This is a genomic window from Chitinophagales bacterium (assembly GCA_040877935.1).
Taxonomy (GTDB): Bacteria; Bacteroidota; Bacteroidia; order Chitinophagales; family CAIOSU01; genus JBBDNB01.
This window is the reverse complement of the sequence record JBBDNB010000001.1, coordinates 155,239-174,854: the sequence shown is the minus strand read 5'-3', so window position 1 is coordinate 174,854 and position 19,616 is coordinate 155,239. Positions and strand designations below refer to the sequence as shown.

Genomic DNA, 19,616 nt, shown 5'->3' with positions numbered 1-19,616 from the left:
TCACGTACGGTTCTGTGAGAGGTTTGGGGGTGAGATTCCCCCTTACCTACTCGACATTTTATTTCATTTCTATTCGTCTCGAAAGTTTTGCTCATACATTTCTTCTCTTTTATCTTCTAATTCTTCACTTAATTCTTGATTGTCAGGGTCAGCAAGTACCCGTTTAAATAAATCTGCATAATCAGGGTTGTTTCTATAATATATGTCAACTAAAGTGGTTGTTGGTGTCAAGTAAAGAATAAGTCCAAGTCCACCAATTATAGCAATTCTTTTAAAGATTCTTCTATAATATTCTATCTTGTTTCGGTTATAGAAAATAGTCGCAATGACTAAGATAACTCCTGTTATTACAAGTCCGATTTTAAGTTGGATAGTTCCACCTGGCCAAAATTCAAGTTTAAATAACGCTCCCATTAAAATTGCAGATAGAGCAAAGCCAAGTCCTACAGCTCCAATAATTCGTTTTGCGTTTGTGTCCTTGTATGCAGCACTTTTAAAAATTTCTCTAAGTCGAATTCCGTTAAAAAGAGCAAAACTCAAATAGTAGAAAATTGATAATGTCAAAAATGCTAAGACAGTCAAAAGACTGCCACCGGGTATGTTTAATATTTTCAGAACTATTGCAAGAATGGCAATCAGTCCAATGCTAAGTTCAAATTTTTTCATAGTGTTTTTTTAATGGTGGCTAACTCGTTTATAGGTATGATAAAATCATACATAGCTCTCCATTTTGGCTGGCTATGTATGAAAAACACCATACTTTATTTTTTCAAGGTTCATAAAGATATAAAATATTATAATTCAACAAACGGGCTTTTAATATTTTGAATGTTTTTTATGCCCAAGGATTTCCTGAATAAACCTCAAATCAGTTCCGGATTCAAGAAGCTGTCTGGCACAGCTATGGCAAAAAAAATAAACCCGGTGGGTTCAGGCAAATCCCGAGAGGCTTACATTCACTCAATCAACTCAAACCCGGCATAGGGCTGCAAGACTTTTGGGATTTTGATGCCTTCTGTACTTTGATTGTTTTCCAGCAGAGCTGCATAAATACGCGGCAGGGCAAGGGCGCTGCCATTCAGCGTGTGGATCAGTTGGTTTTTATTGTCGCTGTCTTTGTATTTGATCTTCATTCTGTTGCTCTGGAAAGTTTCAAAATTAGAAATGGAGCTCACTTCCAACCAGCGCTTTTGCGCAGCAGAATACACTTCAAGATCGTAGGTCATCGCAGAGGTAAAGCCCATATCCCCACCACAAAGCAACAATTTTCTGTAGGGCAGCTCAAGGGCCTTCAACAAGGACTCTACATAGGCTACCATTTCTTCCAGCACATCGTAGGATTTTTCGGGATGTACAAACTGGACAATCTCTACTTTTTCGAACTGATGTACCCGGTTTAATCCGCGCACATCCTTACCATAAGAACCGGCCTCTCTCCTAAAGCAATGTGAATGGGCCGCCAGTTTTTGCGGCAGTTCGCTTTCTTTAAAAATATGATCGCGATAGATATTCGTAACCGGAACCTCTGCCGTAGGCACCAGGTAGTATTTCTCCAATTTCATTTCATACATCTGCCCCTCTTTGTCGGGCAATTGCCCGGTACCATAGGCTGTTTCTTCATTTACCAAATAGGGCGGAATGATTTCCGTATATCCGTCAGCACAGGCTGTATCTAAAAAATACTGCGTCAGTGCACGCTGTAAACGCGCGCCTTTTCCACTAAAAACAGGAAATCCTGCACCGGTAATTTTATTGCCCAGGGCCAGGCTGCCCAATTCATATTTATCCATTAAATCCCAATGGGCCAGTGCATCGTCTGACAATTTGGGCAGGCTATCCGGACCGGAAATTACTTTATTGTCATCAGGACATGTGCCGGCAGGAACTTTTTCATGGGGAATATTCGGTATTTGCTCCAGGCGGAATTGCAAATCTGCTTCAGCTTTATGGAGCTTATCCTGCAATTCTTTGGCTGTTTCCTTTAGTGCCAAACTTTTGCTTTTAGAAGCTTCTGCTGCTGCTTTATCACCGCTGGCAAATAATTGTCCTATTTTTTTCGACAATGTATTGGCCTCTGACAAACACAAATCCAGGGCTCTTTTGTGTTCTTTTCTGTCTTGATTCAATTGAATGACATCCTCTACAAGTGACAATTTATCAAAGCCTCTTTTTTTCAGGCCGTTTATGATTTTTTTCTTATCTTGTTCGACTAATTGTATGGGCAACATAGGTAAATTTTTGGCAAATATAAGCTAAGCTGTTGTATTGAACCTTTTTTATGCCCACTACATTTCTTTCAAATAAATTTGACAATTAAAATTCTTTGCTTAAAATTGCGGATAATTATCTGCTAACTCTTACTTCTTTTCAATTTCTTGCATTATTTTCTCTATTGAAATTTGAAATCCTCAGAATTGTATCTTGCAATTGAAACAATAAATACTCTATTTTATTTTTAAATAAACCATAATTTATGTACGATATTTTGCAGCTCAATGAATTGCTTTTGCCCGAGCTGAAGCATGTTGCTGAAAAGCTTGACATTAAAGGTGCCGGTAAGCTCTCCAAACAAGACCTTATCTACAAAATCCTTGATGCACAGGCAATCAACCCTCCTTCTTCTGACAATCAGAATGCCGATAAATCCAAAGAAAACGGCCAGAAGGAAACACCAAAACCGCGTAAAAAACGCACTCCTGCTCCTAAAAAAGAAACCGTTGTTGCTGAAACCAAGCATCAAAAACCGGCAGAAAAAGAAAGTCCGAAAACAGAGGACAAAAGAAACACCCCTGCTGCCGATGACAATAAAAAAAGCAACAACAATCCCCGGGACGACAAAAGACATCAGGACAGAAAACCAAATCCTGCAGATAGAAATGCAAGAAAGAATCCTAAATCTAACAGAGACCAGATTTTTAATGTGGAATTTGACGGGGTAATTATAGGTGAAGGGGTGTTGGAAATGATGCCAGATGGCTATGGTTTCCTTCGATCTTCCGATTACAACTACCTTTCATCCCCTGATGATATTTATGTATCGCCCTCACAAATTAAATTATTCGGTTTGAAAACCGGGGATACTGTTTATGGAAGTATTCGCCCTCCAAAAGAAGGAGAAAAATATTTTGCACTGCTGAAAGTAGAAACCATTAATGGAAAACTTCCGGCAGATGTTCGCGACAGGGTGCCTTTTGATTATCTCACCCCGCTTTTCCCTGAGGAAAAATTAAACCTCTTTACTTCACCCGATAATTTTTCTACCCGACTGGTAGATTTGTTTACACCAATAGGTAAAGGACAAAGAGGATTGATCGTGGCACAACCCAAAACCGGTAAAACAATGCTTCTGCAGGGCATTGCCAATGCCATTGCAGCAAATCACCCGGAAGTATATCTGATGATTTTGCTCATAGATGAAAGACCGGAAGAGGTGACCGATATGCAGCGCAGTGTAAATGCGGAAGTGCTTGCTTCTACTTTTGACGAGCCTGCCGAAAAACACGTAAAAGTTTCGAATATCGCCCTTTCCAAAGCCAAGCGCCTGGTAGAATGCGGCCACGATGTTGTTATCCTGCTCGATTCAATTACAAGATTGGCCAGGGCACACAATACAGTAGCACCACCGTCTGGCAAAGTATTGTCGGGTGGAGTGGAAGCCAACGCGCTGCACAAGCCCAAAAAATTCTTTGGTGCTGCACGTAAAATAGAACATGGCGGTTCTTTGACTATATTGGCAACAGCATTGACAGATACAGGATCTAAAATGGACGAAGTGATCTTTGAAGAATTCAAGGGTACCGGTAATATGGAACTTCAACTGGACAGAAAACTGGCCAACAGAAGAATATTCCCTGCCATTGATCTTCCGGCATCAAGTACAAGAAGAGAAGATTTACTTATGAATAAAGAAATTCTTCAGAAAATGCTTATCCTCAGAAATCACCTGGGCGATATGAATCCCGAAGAAGCCATCAACTTCCTGATGCAAAATATGCGCGGAACAAAAAGCAATGAAGAGTTTATTGTTTCTATGAACGGATAGTAATTCAAGACTAAATTTTATAATGTGCATAAAGGGTGCAAAACTTTATTTTTTGATAAAATAAACTTAGCTTTGTGTCCCTTTTTAAAATAGATTACAATGAAAAGAACTTTCCAACCCTCAAACAGGAAGAGAAAAAATAAGCACGGCTTTCGTTCCAGAATGGCTACTAAAAATGGTAGAGCCGTATTGAACAAGAGAAGAAGAAAAGGAAGAAAGAAACTATCCGTTTCTTCCGAATACCTCAAAAAATAATTTTTTTTGAAAGCGAATCGCATTCCGATTCCTGGTGCAGGTTTTAAGAAATATGAAAGACTTAAGAGTAAAAAACTCCTAAGTCTTTTGTTTTCTGAGGGCATTGTTGTTTGCAACTACCCTGTAAAAGTCCTCTTTATTCCCCTTTCAGAAGATCGATCTGATTTTCCTGCAAAAGTACTGCTTTCTGTATCTAAACGCCTGCACCCCAAAGCACATGTAAGAAACAAATATAAGCGCCTGATGAGGGAGGCTTATCGTCAGGAAAAAACCATTTTAATCGATGCTTTGTTAAAGCAGAATAAAAGGATCGCTTTGGGCTTTATTTACCGCAGCAAACAAGCTGTAAATATTCTTGATTTAAGATTACACATACAGGGCGCATTGCTGAAAGTGATAGAAACCCTGAAAGAAAAGAATGAAGAATAAAACAGCTAAATTATATGCTTTTATAAATTATTGGCATTCAATTATCGCTTTGCCTTGAAAAAAACAATATTATTCTCTTCTTTTTGTTTATTTAGCGCAATCATTTAAGATTTTGCAATTTTATTTCCTTTAAGCAATAATAAATCTATAACAATGCACACCAATAAAATGAAATGGTTTCTTATACCACTGATAGCTGTGGTATCTTTATTTGCAATATCATCCAGCAGCAATACATCCTATTTTGAAATTTCTAAAAACCTGGACATCTACGCATCGCTTTACAAAGAGCTAAACACCTATTATGTAGATGACCTGGAACCCTCCAAGCTTATTCAAACAAGCATACATTCTATGCTCAAATCACTGGACCCCTATACCAATTTCATATCTGAGGCAGATATGGAAGGTTATAAATTACAAACTACCGGAAAATACGGTGGTGTTGGTGCTTTGATCCGTGTAATTGATGATTATGTGGTAATCTCTGAACCATACGAAGGGTATGCTGCTGATAAATATGGCTTGCAGGCCGGTGATAAAATTGTGGAAGTAGAAGGCAACTCCACTAAAGGTAAAAATTCTGAGGAGATCAGTAAATTGCTAAAAGGACAAGCCGGTACTAAAGTTTCACTTACAGTAAGTCGTTTGCAAAAAGACGGTAAGGATAAATTAATAGAAGTAGAAATAGAAAGAGAAGAAATTAAAATTAAAAATGTCTCTTATCACGGAATGATCAACGATCATATTGGCTTTATACGCTTGTCCAATTTTACCCAAAAAGCGGGACAAGAAGTACGTGATGCGCTAAAAAACCTGAAAGAAAACAACGACCTGAAAGGTGTAGTTCTTGATTTGCGAGGAAACCCGGGCGGTTTGTTGAATGAAGCTGTAAATGTTTCCAATGTATTTATAGAGAAAGGACAGGAAATTGTTTCTACCAAAGGAAAAGTGAGCGAGTGGGATAAAACCTTTAAAACAGTGAATCCTGCTGAAGACACTGAAATACCTATAGCTGTTTTAATCAACAGTGAATCTGCTTCCGCTTCTGAAATCGTTTCCGGCTCTATACAGGATTTAGACCGGGGTGTAGTGCTCGGTGAGCGTTCATTCGGTAAAGGTTTGGTACAAACTACACGATCATTAAGCTACAACACCAAACTTAAAGTTACCACAGCCAAATATTATATTCCAAGTGGCCGCTGTATTCAGGCCATTAATTATGCTGAAAAAAATGAAGATGGCAGCGTAGCCAAAATTCCTGATTCATTGCAAACTGCTTTTAAAACATCTATAGGTCGTACCGTTTATGACGGTGGTGGTATTTCACCGGACATTGATGTTAAAAATCCGATGATGAGCAATATTGCTATTTCCCTGATTAGAAAAAATCTGATTTTTAAATACGCAACTATTTATAGGGTAAATCACGATCAAATTCCCCCAGCTAAAACATTTAAGCTCAGCGATGAAGAATACCAACAATTTATTGAATATCTACAGGACAAAGAATACGATTATACGACTGAGAGTGAAGAATTGCTTTCAGATCTGAAAGAAGCCAGTAAAGATGAAATGTATTTTGATGCTATAGAGGCAGAATTGGACAGTTTAATGTCAAAAATTAAGCATGATAAAAACAAGGATCTAAGAAAGCATAAAACTCAGATTAAAGCCCTTTTAGAAGAAGAAATAGCGAGTAGGTATTACCTTTCAGCCGGGCGTTTGATCGCTTCTTTCGATACCGACAAATATGTTAATAAAGCAGTAGAGGTATTGGAAAACAATTCAGATTATCAGCAAATATTGAGTGTTAGTGCTGATCAAAAATAATTGTATAAATGACCGGACCAATTATACTGCATATTGAAAGCAGTTCTGATATTTGTTCTGTTGCAGTGTCTCGTGGTTCTATACTGATCGATTGCATTGAAGGCAATGAAAAAAATGCACACGCCCAGAACCTCTTGCCTTTTATTGATAGACTTTTAAGTCAAAACAATATTCTTAAAACAGAACTTGCAGCAGTTTCTATTTCTGCAGGACCGGGATCTTATACCGGTTTGAGAATTGGTACATCCACAGCAAAAGCCCTGTCCTATTCTCTTAAAATTCCGCTCATCAGTGTATGTACTTTAAAAAGCCTTGCAAGCGCAGCAAAAGATCAATTGCCAGATGCAAAGCATTATATCCCATTTATAGATGCAAGAAGATTGGAAGTTTATACAGCGATAATTAATCATGATATTGAATATTTACGTAAACCCGAAGCGATAGATTTTGCCAAACAAGACTTTAATTTCCCCGAAAAAGCCGTTTTTTTCGGCAACGGCAGCATTAAAATGGAAGAACATATTAATGAAAATGCCGGAATAATGTTAAATAATATTAATTTCTCTGCAAAAAACTTAATAAAAACAGCTTTTTCACAATATTCTATTAAATATTTTGATGATGTTGCTTATTTTGTGCCTAATTATTTAAAAAACTATCAGTTAAACAAAAGCAAAATTTAAATTAAATGACTACATTATTTTATTTCATAATTAAATTAAATTAAAATGGCAACAGTTAATCCAAAAGAAAAATTAGTACTCTCCGAAGAAAAAGGAAAAGGGCAAATAGTCGTTGACTATGCAGTACTGAAAAAAGCAGTACTCGCTTTACGAGCTATGAATCATCCTTTGAGAAAGAAAATTCTTGAACTTTTAGAAACAAACAAAAACCTTACAGTTACAGAAATCTACGTAAAGCTACGTCTCGAACAGTCTGTAGCTTCTCAACATCTTGCTATTCTAAGAAGAGAGGCCATCGTTTCTACTAAAAGAGAAGGAAAATTTATTTATTACAATTTAAACAAAAAAAGAATCAGCGAAATAAATCAAATGGTTAATGATTTAGCTGTTTAAAATTTAACTTTATTAAGAAAGGCTTTATTCCAAATGGATTAAAGCCTTTCTTTTTATATTTCAAACCGCTTTTTCATCTTTCTACTTCTTTTATAAAATAATTATTGCTGCTCTTAAACAATTTTATGTTTGTTTCTGTTACTATTTTCTAAATATATAAAAGATGAAAAACCTCCCCAAAACTAAAGAAGCCGTTGCTATCCTGCGTGCATTGAACCATCCATTGAGAATGAAAATTTTAAAGTATATTGACAAAGAGCGATCAACTAATGTCAATAAAATATACAATACTTTAAAAATTGAGCAATCTGTTACTTCTCAGCACCTCAGTATTTTAAGAAATGCAAAACTGGTAAATTCCCAAAGAGAAGGTAAAAAGATCATCTACAGCATCAACTACGCTAATATTGATAAATGTGTGAAAGCAATAGAGGCTTTCAATCAGAAGTAAAAATTTAATGTTAAGCTGATTCAATTTCATATGCGTACAATTGCAAGCGCATGAATTGACAGGTGAGGAAGCTAAAAACATCCTGGTATAGAATATTATAGAATCTTTAACTTTACCTTATGATACCAAGGTTGTATTTTGACACCTCTGTTTTTGGAGGTGTTCATGATAAGGAATTTGAAAAAGAAACCAAGCAGCTTTTTAAAATGGTAAAGCAAGGAAAAGTTATTTGCTTGTATTCTGACATAGTTGAAGTTGAAATAGAAACTGCCCCAAAAACAGTAAAGGCACATTTCACTCAAATACCTAACGACTGTAAAGAGTACCTGGAAATCAACGAGACGGCTGAGAATCTTGCCAGACAATACATAAAAGAGAAAGTAGTCGGAAAGACAAGTTTAAACGATTGTCGCCACATTGCTATAGCAACCATTCAAAAAGCCGATTTTTTAGTGAGCTGGAATTTTAAGCATATCGTTAATGTTTTCAGGATACAAGGTTACAATTCGGTCAACTTGAAAAATGGATATAAACAGTTAGAAATTAGATCACCTAAAGACATTATAACTCATGGATAAGATTAACACCACTGAAAAGAAAGAATTTAAGACGGTAGAATTTTTTAGAAAGGTTAAGGAGCAAATTGCTAAAGAAACCTATAACATGAGCTTTCAGGAATTGAAAGAATACCTTAAAAAACGAAAATTGCAGAAGAAATAAAAATTTCTACAACTTATACCTCTCCGATATTTCTAACATGCGCTTAATAGGCTGTATGGATTTTTCTATCAGTTCCTTATCCAATTCAATTTCTGCTAATTTTAATAATATATTTTAGCGGACTTGACTTTTATATACAAAAAGACCAAGAGACACACGTTCAATTTGAATTTAATCAGTCAGTTTTCAAAGACTGCAAATTTGATTCTATTTGATATCTTTGGAACTATGCACACTATAATAAAGTCTAACATTAAAGAGATACAAGAAATATGCTTACGGCATTCGGTAGCAGAATTGTATCTATTTGGTTCGGCTGTTTTAGATTCATTCAATGATAAAAGCGACTTGGATTTTGCTGTTCTATTTAAAGAATCCCTTGATCCTATTCAGCATGGTGATGCATTCTTTGGCTTATTGGATGATTTAGAAAAGTTATTCAATAGACGAATTGATCTTATTTCATACAGAGCCCTTAAAAATCCAATTTTCATAGAAGAAGTAGATAATTCAAAAGTATCCTTGTATGCTGCCTAAATCTACCCTTAAATATTTACTGGATATTGAATCTATTATAACAGAATTGGAGAATATTATTGAACTACATGATAGAGACTATTCCAAATTCAGCTCTGACTTTATTTCAATAAGAGCAGTCGAACGAGATTTAATGATTATTGGAGAAGCAGTTAACAAATTAATTAAGTTAGAACCAAACATTACAATATCGAGCTCCAAACACATTATTGGTTTAAGAAACATGATAGTCCATGCTTATGATTCAATTGATCCCACAACTTTATGGAGAATATTAATCAAAGATATTCCATTGCTCAAAAAAGAAATTTCTGACTTGAAAGGATAAGCAATATTCTACTATATAAAACCTACAACTTATGCTTCGCTGATATTTCCAACATACGCTTAATAGGCTGTATTGATTTTTTTATCAGTTCCTTATCCAATTCAATTTCGGGCAGCTCCTCTTTTAAACACAAATACAATTTCTCCAAGCTGTTCAATTTCATATGCGGACAATCATTGCAAGCACATGAGTTATCAGGTGGTGCAGGTATAAAGGTCTTGTGCGGACTGTATTTTTGCATTTGATGTATAATACCGGCTTCTGTTGCCACTATAAAGGTGTTTGCTTCACTTTCCCTGGTATAGTTTAAAAGCCCTGTTGTAGAGCCTATAAATGCCGCTTTTTCCAATACAGCATCTTCACATTCCGGGTGGGCTATAAAAACAGCATCGGGATGCTCTTCCTGCAATTGTATAATCTTTTGCAGCGAAAAAATTTCATGTACCATACAGGCACCATCCCAAAGCAACATATTTCTGCCTGTTTTCTTATTGAGGTATGCACCAAGATTTCTGTCAGGCGCAAATATCAGGGGTTGGTCTTTCGGAAAACTTTCTATAATATGAACAGCATTGGTGGAAGTACACACCACATCGCTCAAGGCTTTTATTTCTGCACTGCAATTCACATAAGTCACCACTTTGTGATCGGGATGCTTTGCTTTGAATGCAGCAAATAAATCGGGCGGACAGGAATCGGCCAGTGAACATCCTGCATTTAAGTCGGGCAAAATCACCTTTTTGCCAGGACTCAAAATTTTAGCGGTTTCTGCCATAAAATGCACCCCGGCAAATACAATTATATCGGCATCAGTTTCAGCTGCTTTTTGCGAAAGACCCAATGAATCTCCAATATAATCGGCAATATCTTGTATGTCGGCATCCTGATAATAGTGGGCAAGAATAATGGCATTTTTTTGTTTTTTTAATTTTTCAATGGCTTCAAAAAGATCAATAGTAGGATCAATTATTTCCTGAAGGAAGCCAAATTTTTTCACTTCTTTTACTGCTAAGCTCATTTATTGGTTATTATTATTCTTTTAAAAAAAATTATTACTACCATCAGTACTGTGAATTTGTCAGTAAATTTCTGCAATTATTTTTGCTTTTGTACTTATCAAATTTCAGGCTTTGTTTACAAACAGCCAATGCACATAATTAAGTGTTGATTTTCAGTAAACAAAGCAATGTATCCACAGCCTGTTGAAAGCTATAAACGTATAAAAACAACATAAAGTTGTCGGTTGAATTGTGGCAAAAAATTGTAGATAAGTAAAGAAACCAAAAGGATAAGTTTTGAAAACTTTTGCTTGTAGAATTGGAAAAATTTAGGGGTGTATTACTCAAAAATTTTCTCAATTTCTTTGCACAGAAAAAAACAAATCGAGTGGATAAGTTGTAAAATTAAAACACTGAAAATCAATGAAAAATAAGAGGGTTAAAATGCATTTGTTTATAAAAAAAACTGGCCTATTACTTGTATAAATTCATTTCTTTGATATAGGCCTCTACTTTGTGGTGCAGGTAGTATTTTACGCTTTTGTTTTCTGCTATGTTTTTGCGGATGTGGGTGGAAGAAATATCAATCTGTGGAAAGTGGAATATTTTAATGGAGGGATGATCTTTCAGTTCAGCTTCTATTTCGAAGCCCGGGCGTTCATACACCAGGATTTTATATTCCTTCAAAAGCAAATCCGCATTTTTCCATTTTTTCAGTCCTTTAAGATTGTCGCCACCCATAATAAGAGAAAAGCTATGTTCAGGAAATTTTTCCTGCATATGTGTAAGTGTGTCTATGGTATAACTTGGTATGGGCAGATGAAATTCAAAATCAGTGGGAGAAATTTTAGGATGGTCTTCGGTGGCCAATTCTGTAAGATGCAGTCTGTCGTATTGATTTAAAAGACTTTGCTTCTTTTTAAAGGGGTTTTGTGGAGAAACGACCAGCCATATTTTGTCGAGCGCGGCAGCTTCCAAAATCTGGTCGGCAATAATCTGATGCCCAATATGAATGGGGTTAAAAGAACCGAAAAATAAGCCGATTTTCATTTTTTATTTATGTAAGCGTATCCTGTAAATGTCGCTAATATAGCCAATAGCCACAAAGGGACTATTTATTTTTCATTTTCTTTGTGTTCTTTGTGTCTTCGTGGCAAAACATAGCCACTAAGTCGCCAGGGCACAAAGAAAAGTAAATTTCCTTTTGTAAAAGATTCACATTGGTTCTTAGTAACTGAAGGCTAAAAAATTTAGCCGGCATCAGATTACCTTTGTGTCTCCGTGCCTTTGTGACCAAAACATATCGCTAATATTGGCACAAAGCCGCAAGGGCGCTAAGTAAGTTAGAGTTTTGAAAATCAAATTGAATACCCTGGGCTAAATAAAGCTTTGTTTTATTACCTAATTTTTTCTGCCGCTAAGTCGCTATGTAAAATTTGATTTTCTTTGTGTCTCCGTGCCTTAGTGGCGAAATGCATTTATTAATAGTAGGGGCGCACGGCCGTGCGCCCCTACTATCAATGTAAAGTCTGGTTGTTTACTAAAAAGCTGCAAAAATACCGTCTGACCGATAGGTTTATATTATTCTTTGTGCTCTTGGTTACTTTGTGGTTAAAAGAATAACAATCATTCGTGCATTCGTGGCGAAACAAACAACGCTCTTTGCATATTCGTGCATTCGTGGCAATGTACATTTAAATCAAAAATTGACCTTTTTCATAAATCTTCTCGCCATCTGCATATATCTCCCCATCTTTTTTCATATCGGCAATCAAATCCCAGTGCACCGATGATTCGTTCTTTCCGCCCGTATTCAAATAAGATTGACCAATGGCCAAATGCACGGTCCCCCCTATTTTTTCGTCAAACAAAGTATGCTTGGTCGGTCGCTGAATGCCGTAATTCGTAGCGATGGCCACCTCACCAAAATAGTGCGTACCCGGAATCTCCATAATCTTGTCAAAGAAATCAGCACCCTGATCTACCGACCATTTCGTGATGTAACCATCCTTTACTTCCAGTTTCACACCCTGCACCTCATTGCCATTATATACAGATGGATAATCAAAATAAATATGCCCATTGGCTGAATCCTCCACAGGAGAAGTAAAAACCTCGCCCGAAGGCATATTGTTACAACCATCTGAATTCTGCCAGATGCGACCCTCCACATTCAGTGTAATATCCGTGCGGCCATTCACATAGCGGATTGTCTTGCACTTGTTCAAGTGATCCACAATGCCCTGCTGCATTTTGCGCACTTTAAGCCACTCCTCCACCGGATTTTCGTGGTAGAGATAACAAGCAGAAAAAACAAAATCCTCATAATCGCCCATCGACATGCCCGCCACCTGAGCCAGTGCAGCCGTGGGAAATACACAAAGCGAACGCTTCATGCTGCCATTTCCCGTCCTTTCGCTGTAGATTTTTGAAATGCCCGCAGAAGCATCCTTCAGCCGCTTCATTTTCTCATTATCCGCATCCTTTAGCGCATTTACATTGTAGGGCGCCTGAATGCTCAGGAAAGCATCAAAATTTTCAAAGGCATAGCGCTTCAGCTCCGATTCCTTTTGCAGCAGTTCGGCATCCGCATTATCGAGCAAGATGTTTTGTTGATCCTCAAAATCCAGGAAAAACTCCACCTGCGCCCCAGCTTGCAATGCTGCGCGATACAATTCCTTCAGCAGCGGTTCTGCCAAAAAAGTAGATTTTACAAACAACTTTTCGCCCTTTTCCATGTGCAGCGAATAGTTGATCAACAGATCCGCATATTTTTCGTAAATACTCTTTTTCATAGGCTTATTTTTAATGGAACGCTAATGACGCGGATGATTATGATAAATTAAATCTGCGAGAACCAGCTCAATCAGCGCAACCTGCGTTCTATCCCACAAAGATGGGTTAAAAATAAGGGAAGCAGAAAACAATCCTACACCAATATTGAATCATTGAATCAATTCATTAGCAAATCAAATCATCAGAATGGCGTGCCCCTTCGGGTCGGGCTGATCCGCTCTATCTTTTGGGGCGGAGGCAAAGTGTTGCAAATGGACTTTGGAATGAGCTTCCGCTGGTCGCTATCCCAAAGCCCGCAACACATAGTTGCCCCGCCCCAAAAGGATGCCGCTTCCATCCCTCACGCGGGTTTGCGTTTTTGAACAACATTCAGGATACTGGATTAAAATCCAGGAATATATCTTTCGAATTGTAAATCCGAAAGAGCGGCCTTGTAGATTAATCTGTCCGAATAATTTCTGTCGGGTTGATTGAAATCGTCATTCTGAATGAAGCGTAGCGGAATGCCCGCCTGACCCCCGCCCGTACCGAAGTACGTTCGGGCGGGCGGCAGGGCAGGAAGAATCTGGTTGGATTAAGTAGTGGGCATTTATATAGCCATTGGAAATTTATCCCCAACAATTATCAAATTGATGATACCAAGTACAAATAAAAAATCCCGTCTTTGCTACAAATCTCTGACGTGGCACGTCAGGCTTCACTTAGACGGGATATGCAATTTTACATAATTCTCAGCATTTAAACAACTAAATTTTTTTGAACAAAGTTTGAAAGTGAGTTTCTCTTACAGCGACAGCATTCTTTTGAAAACCTGCATAAACCTAAGTTTTTGCCCTTGCTACGCTTCTAGCGAGCAAGGAATTGGATTGCATCTTGCAATTTTTAATACAGCCAGAGGCGGGCCAAATTTCCACTTGCGAGACGCAAGCGGAAGCAAAACATTTAATGAGGTATAATATTTTTTATCTTTATCAATCTTGAATAATTAAAGAAGGGTGTTTTTCATACATAGCCAGCGCAAATTGTGCATCAAAGAGCTGGTGGAACATTATAAAAAGCCTTGTATAATGAAAGTGCTGTTATTTTAGCGTCACTAGAAAAATTTGATTTAGGTATGAAAAACGAAATTGTTTTATATCGACCAAATGAATTAGCAGAGCATATTGAAGTGCGACTTGATGAAGAAAACGAAACTTTTTGGCTTACCCAAGAGCAAGTTGCACAACTATTTGGGCGAGACAGAACAGTAATAAGCAAGCACCTCAAAAATATTTTCAAAGAAGAAGAATTAGAAGAAAAAGTGGTATGTGCATTTTTTGCACATACCACTAAACACGGAGCGATAAAAGGTAAAACACAAAACAAAAGTGTAAAGTATTACAATCTTGATGCAATTCTTTCTGTAGGCTATAGAGTAAACTCCAAACAGGGAACACAATTTCGTATTTGGGCAAGCCGAGTTTTAAAAGACTATTTATTGAAAGGATATGCCATCAATAACCGAATGAATCGATTGGAAGACAATTTTGACTCACTTGAAAACAAGGTAAACCAAATAGACCTACAAATCAATACGCACCTTATTCCTACTCAAGGCATTTTTTTCAACGGACAAATGTTCGATGCCTATGTGTTTGCTGCAGATCTTATAAAAAGTGCACAAAAGGAAATTATCCTCATCGACAACTATGTGGACGAAACAGCATTGAATCTGCTAACAAAGCGAAGTAAAAATATTGAAGCCACTATTTACACCAAAAACATAAGCAAGGCATTGCGGCAAGACCTTGAAAAACACAACAGCCAATATCCTCCCATTAAAATACTAAGCCTGCGAGACAGTCACGATCGGTTTTTAATCATTGACCAGAAGGAACTCTATCATATTGGAGCTTCTTTGAAAGATTTAGGTAAGAAGTGGTTTGCCTTTTCCAAGATGAGTGACCTCTTGCCCGAATTACTGGATAAATTGGATGAACAGGAATAAAATGTATGAAACAAGATCCCAAAGCAAAGCATTTAATGAGTTATAATATTTTTTATCTTTATCAATCTTGAAAAATTAAAGTAGGGTGTTTTTTATATATAGCCAGCCAAAATGGAGAGCTATGTTTGATTTTATCATACCTATAAACGAGTTATCCATAATTTAAAAAAAAACCAATGTTTACAGATTATACAGACGATTTAAATGGCGAATTTATTAATCAAATCGAAAATCTCAACGGATACAACGAATTCGATTTTTACTATATAATCAATGCTTTTGGCAGTGTAATGTCTGGACATTCGGAATTCTTTGACTGTTGGATTTATGAATCAAATGATAGATGGTGTGTAGGTTTTTGGATTAACGGAAACTATCTTCTAAATAGCAGGAATTTGACAAAGGAAGATATTACTATAATTAATAGTAAAGTCAATTTCAGCCAATTTAAAATAAATGGTTTTCATTTTGCTGGAGATACCGAAATCATTGAACAATTGGCGCAAATAAATTCAGACTTTTCTCTCGAACCTTTTAAAGAAAGATATTATTATAACCTAAATTATCTAAAGCTTAAATCAAAATTCACGAATGAAGTAAGTGCAGTAAGTAAAGAGGATGTGTCAGAAATAGCAGTTCTTTATCAACAATATTTTCACGAGGAATACAATGGCGTAAACGATAAGGATTTACAATCTATGGAAGATAAAATAGAAAGTCTACGTTTACGAAAATTGATTTTCAAATTAACAATAAGTAATAAAATTATCGGATTTTGTACTATAATGAGTTTTTTAAATCAAGAACCGAATATGATTGGAACAATATTTATAGATACAAATCATAGAATGAATGGAAATGGAAAGCATTTACTATCTTATGTTACTAATAAAATTTACAAATCGAACAATCAGATTTTACTTATGACAACTAAAGAAAGTTTAGCATCTAACAAAATGGTTGAATCTGTAGGCTTTGAAAAACAATACGAACACTCTGATAGGTTAATAAAAAACTATGGCTAACATCGGTTTTAAGCAATTGGGGTTTTGGCACTTAAATGAATAAAGCAAAGGTCAGTGCTAGATCGAAAAGTTAGGGCAAGAAATCCCCAACTACTCATAGCCGAGGACCGTTAGCTATCATCAAGGATAACCAATATAAATGAATCAAAAATTTCACATAAAAGTCTTCAAAATAAAAGAATCTCACTATTTGCTTCGTGACAAATCATTTGAAGAGTCTGTGCAAATAATTATAGAGAACCATAAAAAACATATATACGCAGGTGTCGATGACATTGATACATTTAATATCCAATTTGAAGAAGGTGAAGTTGAAGATTTCAAATTTGCATCATATTGCTATAATCAACCAGAAGAGAGACATTATTGGAGATTATTCTTACCAGATTATATTGGTCAAGATCAAAATTTCAGCATCATAAAATTTTCATATGTCCTTTTCACTAGCTACAACAACTCCATTTATTGTGTTATTGGTGGTAGTGGAATAGGGGTGATTAAAACATTTATTAACCCTACTTTTGGAATTGATGTTTACAGTAGAATAGCTAAACCTGCTGAAGATTTGGTTATAGAGATAAAATCGAGATCAATTGCAAATAATGTGTCCCTTCAAACCACAACCTACAATTACAACCAAACTGTAGCTGATACAATTGAATTTTCTGAAATTCCTGCAGTGATGAAAATCGTTGTTAGAGATGAATTGAAAAATGGGTTTTTCTCAGATTTTGGACTAGACATCAATCAAGCTATTCTGGAAGTTGGTTCTTATTTCTGTCTCAGAAAAATGATTTCATTTGATGATCTTCTACAATTAATCAAACTATTAGATAATCTAATCAAGAATGTAGAAGCAGTTGATTTGTCCTTTTTCAAAAAAATTGAAAATGAAGAACTAATAGAATTACTCGACACCAAACTCATAAGTTCAATTATAGAGGACGTAAAACAATTCTCTTATCAAAACTTAGACATGGTTGACCGAAGAGATATAGACATCGTTCATCCAACCAAGCTTGAGAATTTCTATGAATGCGACAAATACATAGTAAGGTTTAAGAATTCAAGAGGATCAACAGATAAACTAATTGAGAACAGGCAAAAACTCTACATTGCTTCAATAGAACACATTTACAATAGGCTTGAAGGTGATTTTGAAGATTTCAATATCAAGAATGAAATTTATAAAAACCAAATTAGAGGAGTTAGGAATCATGAGGAGATAACCTATGGAACTTTTCTAAATCATATAGTTGCAGAATTAACAGACCAAAATAAAAGGTACTTTAAAATAGACAGAGAATGGTACCATATTAAAGATGTCTTTCTACAAAAGTTAACCGATTCTGCTATAGATAAGTATCAACGATATAAGCTTGAAGACAATCTGTTAAAGCAATGGAGAGGCTCAATTAGTGAAGGTGAATATAACCAGCAGCAAGATGGAGTTAATTCGTACAACCTAGACAAACTATTAATTGACAATATTGAATTATGCGATGTACTTCAAATTAGAGATGACAAACTTTATTTCATTCATGTTAAAGATGGCTTTGACGTCAAACTTAGAGATTGTTACATCCAAGTGGTATTAGCTGCAAAACGATTGAACATTGATCTGAGTGACAACACAGGCGAAAATTATCTCATACCAACGCTCACGGAATACAACTCGCAAAGTCCAACTAATCAAATTAATATTCCAGAGATTGTAGATCACTTAATAGACGGTTCAATCCAAGTGATTTTTGTTTTAGCCTATAGAAATAAAACCAAATACCAAGGAACAGCAATTGAAAAAATTAGAGAAAGTAAATCAAATATTGCGAAATATTCCATAGTCAATGTAGTCAAAGAAATGAATGAAATATATGATTTAAAGTTAATTGATATTAGTACAATAAGTGACGATAGCTAATCAAGTAGACGGCTGAAGGTCAAATGACCGCCAGTGCGCCCCTAAATCTAGCGCATTTGCAGCTCAGCCTGAAGCATAGAGAATGCGTGCTTAATTTAAGGACTCTTTATTTTCTTCTGACATAAATTAAAAGTTTTGTTTAAATTGGTTTTATAAAGATTAACTACCATACCAAAAAACTACGAAATCAAAATGATCGATCTTTTAGCCTTACTTGATCTACCAAAGCACCCTAAAACAGCTTTATTCGCCTTTTTAGTATTAGCACCATTTTGGTATCTTAATATTGTAACTTTTAATATTAACTCTGTTTTTACTCAAAGTATGGAAGTGCCTATAATATTTGCATCCTGTCTTGCAAGTCTTCATCTTTTTATTAGTTATCTATTGGTTTTATTTTGGCAAAATTGGTTTTATAATAATGCATTTGTTAAGATGCAAAAAGAACCTGTTTATATGTTTGTATTTACTACATCCGTAAGTGTAGCAATAGTATCACTTCTTTCTTACTTTTTCTATTCATTTGGTTATAGGTTTTACTGGTTGGTTAGTACTATCCTCTTTGGTGAGAGTTTTATGGCATTCTTCTTTTTTATGAAATGTAAATTTAGAGGAGACTTTTCCAAAAGCGAGTAAAACAAGGTGGAATAAAGTTATTTTAATAATAGTCACCATTACCATGTATGTTTGATATAGTGGACTAACTTCTTCCTCTTGTTTATGTTTTAACATAAAATTTTATTTAAATTGGTATTATAAAAAGTAACTATTATGCCGAAGAACTACGAAATCAAAATGATTGATGGGGGTATTAGATTATATCTGGAAAGTACTCACAACCAAACCATTTATTATTTTAGACATATAAATGGGGATAATTTATCTTCTATCCCTTTTCCAACTATATTGATATCTGTTAAAAAACCAGACATCTCTAATAATGCTGTAATTTCTCTTGTTAAAACATTAAAAGAAACAGAAACTATGAAGAAACAATTTTCTGATCAATTCCCTGACTGTTATTTTTTGGAGAACCCAGAGAACTATACACGCGGTCAGTTAGATTTTTTATTATCTGAATTTAAGTCTGAAAAGTAGTGTAGTTTTATCATTTAAATCTTAATCTTTACTGGTTCGCATTTTGCAGTATAGTAGTCAGCAGGGCAAAAGCGAGCCTATTTATCAAATCCAGAATTTCTTATTTTAGTCAAATATCTG

The 19,616-nt window shown here is 35.7% G+C and carries 21 protein-coding genes; 16 read left to right on the top strand and 5 right to left on the bottom strand.

From position 1 onward, the window contains the following. Nucleotides 1-69 precede the first annotated feature (69 nt). Together WD048_00875 and serS are read right to left on the bottom strand one after the other, a co-directional pair. A complete protein-coding gene (locus WD048_00875; protein MEX0810735.1) occupies nt 70-666 on the bottom strand; it encodes a hypothetical protein in 597 nt (198 codons plus the stop codon). A gap of 290 nt (nt 667-956) precedes the next feature. After that, nucleotides 957-2,228 carry a serine--tRNA ligase gene (gene serS / locus WD048_00870; protein MEX0810734.1) on the bottom strand — a complete coding sequence of 424 codons (1,272 nt, stop codon included), beginning with the start codon at nt 2,226-2,228 and terminating at the stop codon, nt 957-959. Nucleotides 2,229-2,473: 245 nt separating this feature from the next. Between serS and rho the strand changes: the two genes are divergently transcribed. From rho to WD048_00815, 11 genes are all read left to right on the top strand, one after another. Then, nucleotides 2,474-4,042, top strand: a complete 1,569-nt coding sequence (gene rho, locus WD048_00865; protein ID MEX0810733.1) for a transcription termination factor Rho — start codon at nt 2,474-2,476, stop codon at nt 4,040-4,042. Nucleotides 4,043-4,141: 99 nt separating this feature from the next. Beyond that, a complete protein-coding gene (rpmH, locus tag WD048_00860; GenBank protein ID MEX0810732.1) occupies nt 4,142-4,297 on the top strand; it encodes a 50S ribosomal protein L34 in 156 nt (51 codons plus the stop codon). Between the two features lie 6 nt (nt 4,298-4,303). Then, on the top strand, nt 4,304-4,726 hold the full coding sequence (locus WD048_00855) for a ribonuclease P protein component (protein MEX0810731.1): 423 nt from the start codon (nt 4,304-4,306) through the stop codon (nt 4,724-4,726). Between the two features lie 153 nt (nt 4,727-4,879). Continuing rightward, nucleotides 4,880-6,559: a S41 family peptidase gene (locus WD048_00850; GenBank protein MEX0810730.1), complete on the top strand. Its 1,680-nt coding sequence runs from the start codon at nt 4,880-4,882 to the stop codon at nt 6,557-6,559. A gap of 8 nt (nt 6,560-6,567) precedes the next feature. Beyond that, nucleotides 6,568-7,242: a tRNA (adenosine(37)-N6)-threonylcarbamoyltransferase complex dimerization subunit type 1 TsaB gene (gene tsaB, locus WD048_00845; protein MEX0810729.1), complete on the top strand. Its 675-nt coding sequence runs from the start codon at nt 6,568-6,570 to the stop codon at nt 7,240-7,242. 45 nt (nt 7,243-7,287) lie between these two features. Further along, a complete protein-coding gene (locus WD048_00840; GenBank protein ID MEX0810728.1) occupies nt 7,288-7,635 on the top strand; it encodes a metalloregulator ArsR/SmtB family transcription factor in 348 nt (115 codons plus the stop codon). Nucleotides 7,636-7,798: 163 nt separating this feature from the next. Further along, nucleotides 7,799-8,086: a metalloregulator ArsR/SmtB family transcription factor gene (locus WD048_00835; protein ID MEX0810727.1), complete on the top strand. Its 288-nt coding sequence runs from the start codon at nt 7,799-7,801 to the stop codon at nt 8,084-8,086. A 119-nt stretch (nt 8,087-8,205) separates the two neighbouring features. Beyond that, the gene (locus WD048_00830; GenBank protein MEX0810726.1) at nt 8,206-8,664 is read left to right on the top strand and encodes a hypothetical protein; all 459 of its coding nucleotides are present in this window, start codon (nt 8,206-8,208) and stop codon (nt 8,662-8,664) included. After that, nucleotides 8,657-8,806, top strand: coding sequence for a hypothetical protein (locus WD048_00825; GenBank protein MEX0810725.1), 150 nt, complete (start codon nt 8,657-8,659; stop codon nt 8,804-8,806). Before WD048_00830 ends, WD048_00825 begins: the two co-directional genes overlap by 8 nt. 228 nt (nt 8,807-9,034) lie before the next feature. Beyond that, entirely contained in the window at nt 9,035-9,343 is a 309-nt protein-coding gene (locus tag WD048_00820) for a nucleotidyltransferase domain-containing protein (GenBank protein ID MEX0810724.1), read from the top strand. Further along, the gene (locus WD048_00815) at nt 9,333-9,671 is read left to right on the top strand and encodes a DUF86 domain-containing protein (GenBank protein MEX0810723.1); all 339 of its coding nucleotides are present in this window, start codon (nt 9,333-9,335) and stop codon (nt 9,669-9,671) included. Before WD048_00820 ends, WD048_00815 begins: the two co-directional genes overlap by 11 nt. Nucleotides 9,672-9,693: 22 nt before the next feature. Here WD048_00815 and nadA read toward each other — a convergent pair whose 3' ends face one another. The 3 genes from nadA to WD048_00800 all read right to left on the bottom strand — a co-directional run bounded on the left by nadA (nt 9,694) and on the right by WD048_00800 (nt 13,464). Further along, nucleotides 9,694-10,689 carry a quinolinate synthase NadA gene (gene nadA, locus WD048_00810; GenBank protein ID MEX0810722.1) on the bottom strand — a complete coding sequence of 332 codons (996 nt, stop codon included), beginning with the start codon at nt 10,687-10,689 and terminating at the stop codon, nt 9,694-9,696. A gap of 454 nt (nt 10,690-11,143) precedes the next feature. Next, nucleotides 11,144-11,719: a nicotinate (nicotinamide) nucleotide adenylyltransferase gene (gene nadD, locus WD048_00805; protein ID MEX0810721.1), complete on the bottom strand. Its 576-nt coding sequence runs from the start codon at nt 11,717-11,719 to the stop codon at nt 11,144-11,146. Nucleotides 11,720-12,363: 644 nt separating this feature from the next. Further along, nucleotides 12,364-13,464, bottom strand: coding sequence for an aminopeptidase (locus WD048_00800; GenBank protein ID MEX0810720.1), 1,101 nt, complete (start codon nt 13,462-13,464; stop codon nt 12,364-12,366). Nucleotides 13,465-14,579: 1,115 nt separating this feature from the next. Here WD048_00800 and rhuM point away from each other — a divergent pair. From rhuM to WD048_00775, 5 genes are all read left to right on the top strand, one after another. Then, nucleotides 14,580-15,452 carry a RhuM family protein gene (gene rhuM / locus WD048_00795; protein ID MEX0810719.1) on the top strand — a complete coding sequence of 291 codons (873 nt, stop codon included), beginning with the start codon at nt 14,580-14,582 and terminating at the stop codon, nt 15,450-15,452. A gap of 176 nt (nt 15,453-15,628) precedes the next feature. After that, complete coding sequence (locus tag WD048_00790; GenBank protein MEX0810718.1) at nt 15,629-16,477, top strand: GNAT family N-acetyltransferase; 849 nt, start codon at nt 15,629-15,631, stop codon at nt 16,475-16,477. 139 nt (nt 16,478-16,616) lie between these two features. Continuing rightward, the gene (locus WD048_00785; GenBank protein ID MEX0810717.1) at nt 16,617-18,398 is read left to right on the top strand and encodes a DUF6119 family protein; all 1,782 of its coding nucleotides are present in this window, start codon (nt 16,617-16,619) and stop codon (nt 18,396-18,398) included. Nucleotides 18,399-18,590: 192 nt separating this feature from the next. Further along, the gene (locus WD048_00780; GenBank protein MEX0810716.1) at nt 18,591-19,034 is read left to right on the top strand and encodes a hypothetical protein; all 444 of its coding nucleotides are present in this window, start codon (nt 18,591-18,593) and stop codon (nt 19,032-19,034) included. Between the two features lie 135 nt (nt 19,035-19,169). Beyond that, on the top strand, nt 19,170-19,496 hold the full coding sequence (locus WD048_00775; protein MEX0810715.1) for a hypothetical protein: 327 nt from the start codon (nt 19,170-19,172) through the stop codon (nt 19,494-19,496). Nucleotides 19,497-19,616 lie beyond the last annotated feature (120 nt).

What these genes read in the sequence shown, in the direction of transcription:
- WD048_00825 (MEX0810725.1), top strand. Translation starts at nt 8,657, where the DNA reads ATGGATAAGATTAACACCACTGAAAAGAAAGAATTTAAGACGGTAGAA.
- WD048_00775 (MEX0810715.1), top strand. Translation starts at nt 19,170, where the DNA reads ATGCCGAAGAACTACGAAATCAAAATGATTGATGGGGGTATTAGATTA.
- WD048_00815 (MEX0810723.1), top strand. Translation starts at nt 9,333, where the DNA reads ATGCTGCCTAAATCTACCCTTAAATATTTACTGGATATTGAATCTATT.
- serS (MEX0810734.1), bottom strand. Translation starts at nt 2,228, where the DNA reads ATGTTGCCCATACAATTAGTCGAACAAGATAAGAAAAAAATCATAAAC.
- WD048_00800 (MEX0810720.1), bottom strand. Translation starts at nt 13,464, where the DNA reads ATGAAAAAGAGTATTTACGAAAAATATGCGGATCTGTTGATCAACTAT.
- rhuM (MEX0810719.1), top strand. Translation starts at nt 14,580, where the DNA reads ATGAAAAACGAAATTGTTTTATATCGACCAAATGAATTAGCAGAGCAT.
- WD048_00835 (MEX0810727.1), top strand. Translation starts at nt 7,799, where the DNA reads ATGAAAAACCTCCCCAAAACTAAAGAAGCCGTTGCTATCCTGCGTGCA.
- nadA (MEX0810722.1), bottom strand. Translation starts at nt 10,689, where the DNA reads ATGAGCTTAGCAGTAAAAGAAGTGAAAAAATTTGGCTTCCTTCAGGAA.
- rpmH (MEX0810732.1), top strand. Translation starts at nt 4,142, where the DNA reads ATGAAAAGAACTTTCCAACCCTCAAACAGGAAGAGAAAAAATAAGCAC.
- WD048_00840 (MEX0810728.1), top strand. Translation starts at nt 7,288, where the DNA reads ATGGCAACAGTTAATCCAAAAGAAAAATTAGTACTCTCCGAAGAAAAA.
- tsaB (MEX0810729.1), top strand. Translation starts at nt 6,568, where the DNA reads ATGACCGGACCAATTATACTGCATATTGAAAGCAGTTCTGATATTTGT.
- WD048_00820 (MEX0810724.1), top strand. Translation starts at nt 9,035, where the DNA reads ATGCACACTATAATAAAGTCTAACATTAAAGAGATACAAGAAATATGC.
- WD048_00875 (MEX0810735.1), bottom strand. Translation starts at nt 666, where the DNA reads ATGAAAAAATTTGAACTTAGCATTGGACTGATTGCCATTCTTGCAATA.
- WD048_00830 (MEX0810726.1), top strand. Translation starts at nt 8,206, where the DNA reads ATGATACCAAGGTTGTATTTTGACACCTCTGTTTTTGGAGGTGTTCAT.
- rho (MEX0810733.1), top strand. Translation starts at nt 2,474, where the DNA reads ATGTACGATATTTTGCAGCTCAATGAATTGCTTTTGCCCGAGCTGAAG.
- WD048_00850 (MEX0810730.1), top strand. Translation starts at nt 4,880, where the DNA reads ATGCACACCAATAAAATGAAATGGTTTCTTATACCACTGATAGCTGTG.
- nadD (MEX0810721.1), bottom strand. Translation starts at nt 11,719, where the DNA reads ATGAAAATCGGCTTATTTTTCGGTTCTTTTAACCCCATTCATATTGGG.
- WD048_00790 (MEX0810718.1), top strand. Translation starts at nt 15,629, where the DNA reads ATGTTTACAGATTATACAGACGATTTAAATGGCGAATTTATTAATCAA.
- WD048_00785 (MEX0810717.1), top strand. Translation starts at nt 16,617, where the DNA reads ATGAATCAAAAATTTCACATAAAAGTCTTCAAAATAAAAGAATCTCAC.
- WD048_00780 (MEX0810716.1), top strand. Translation starts at nt 18,591, where the DNA reads ATGATCGATCTTTTAGCCTTACTTGATCTACCAAAGCACCCTAAAACA.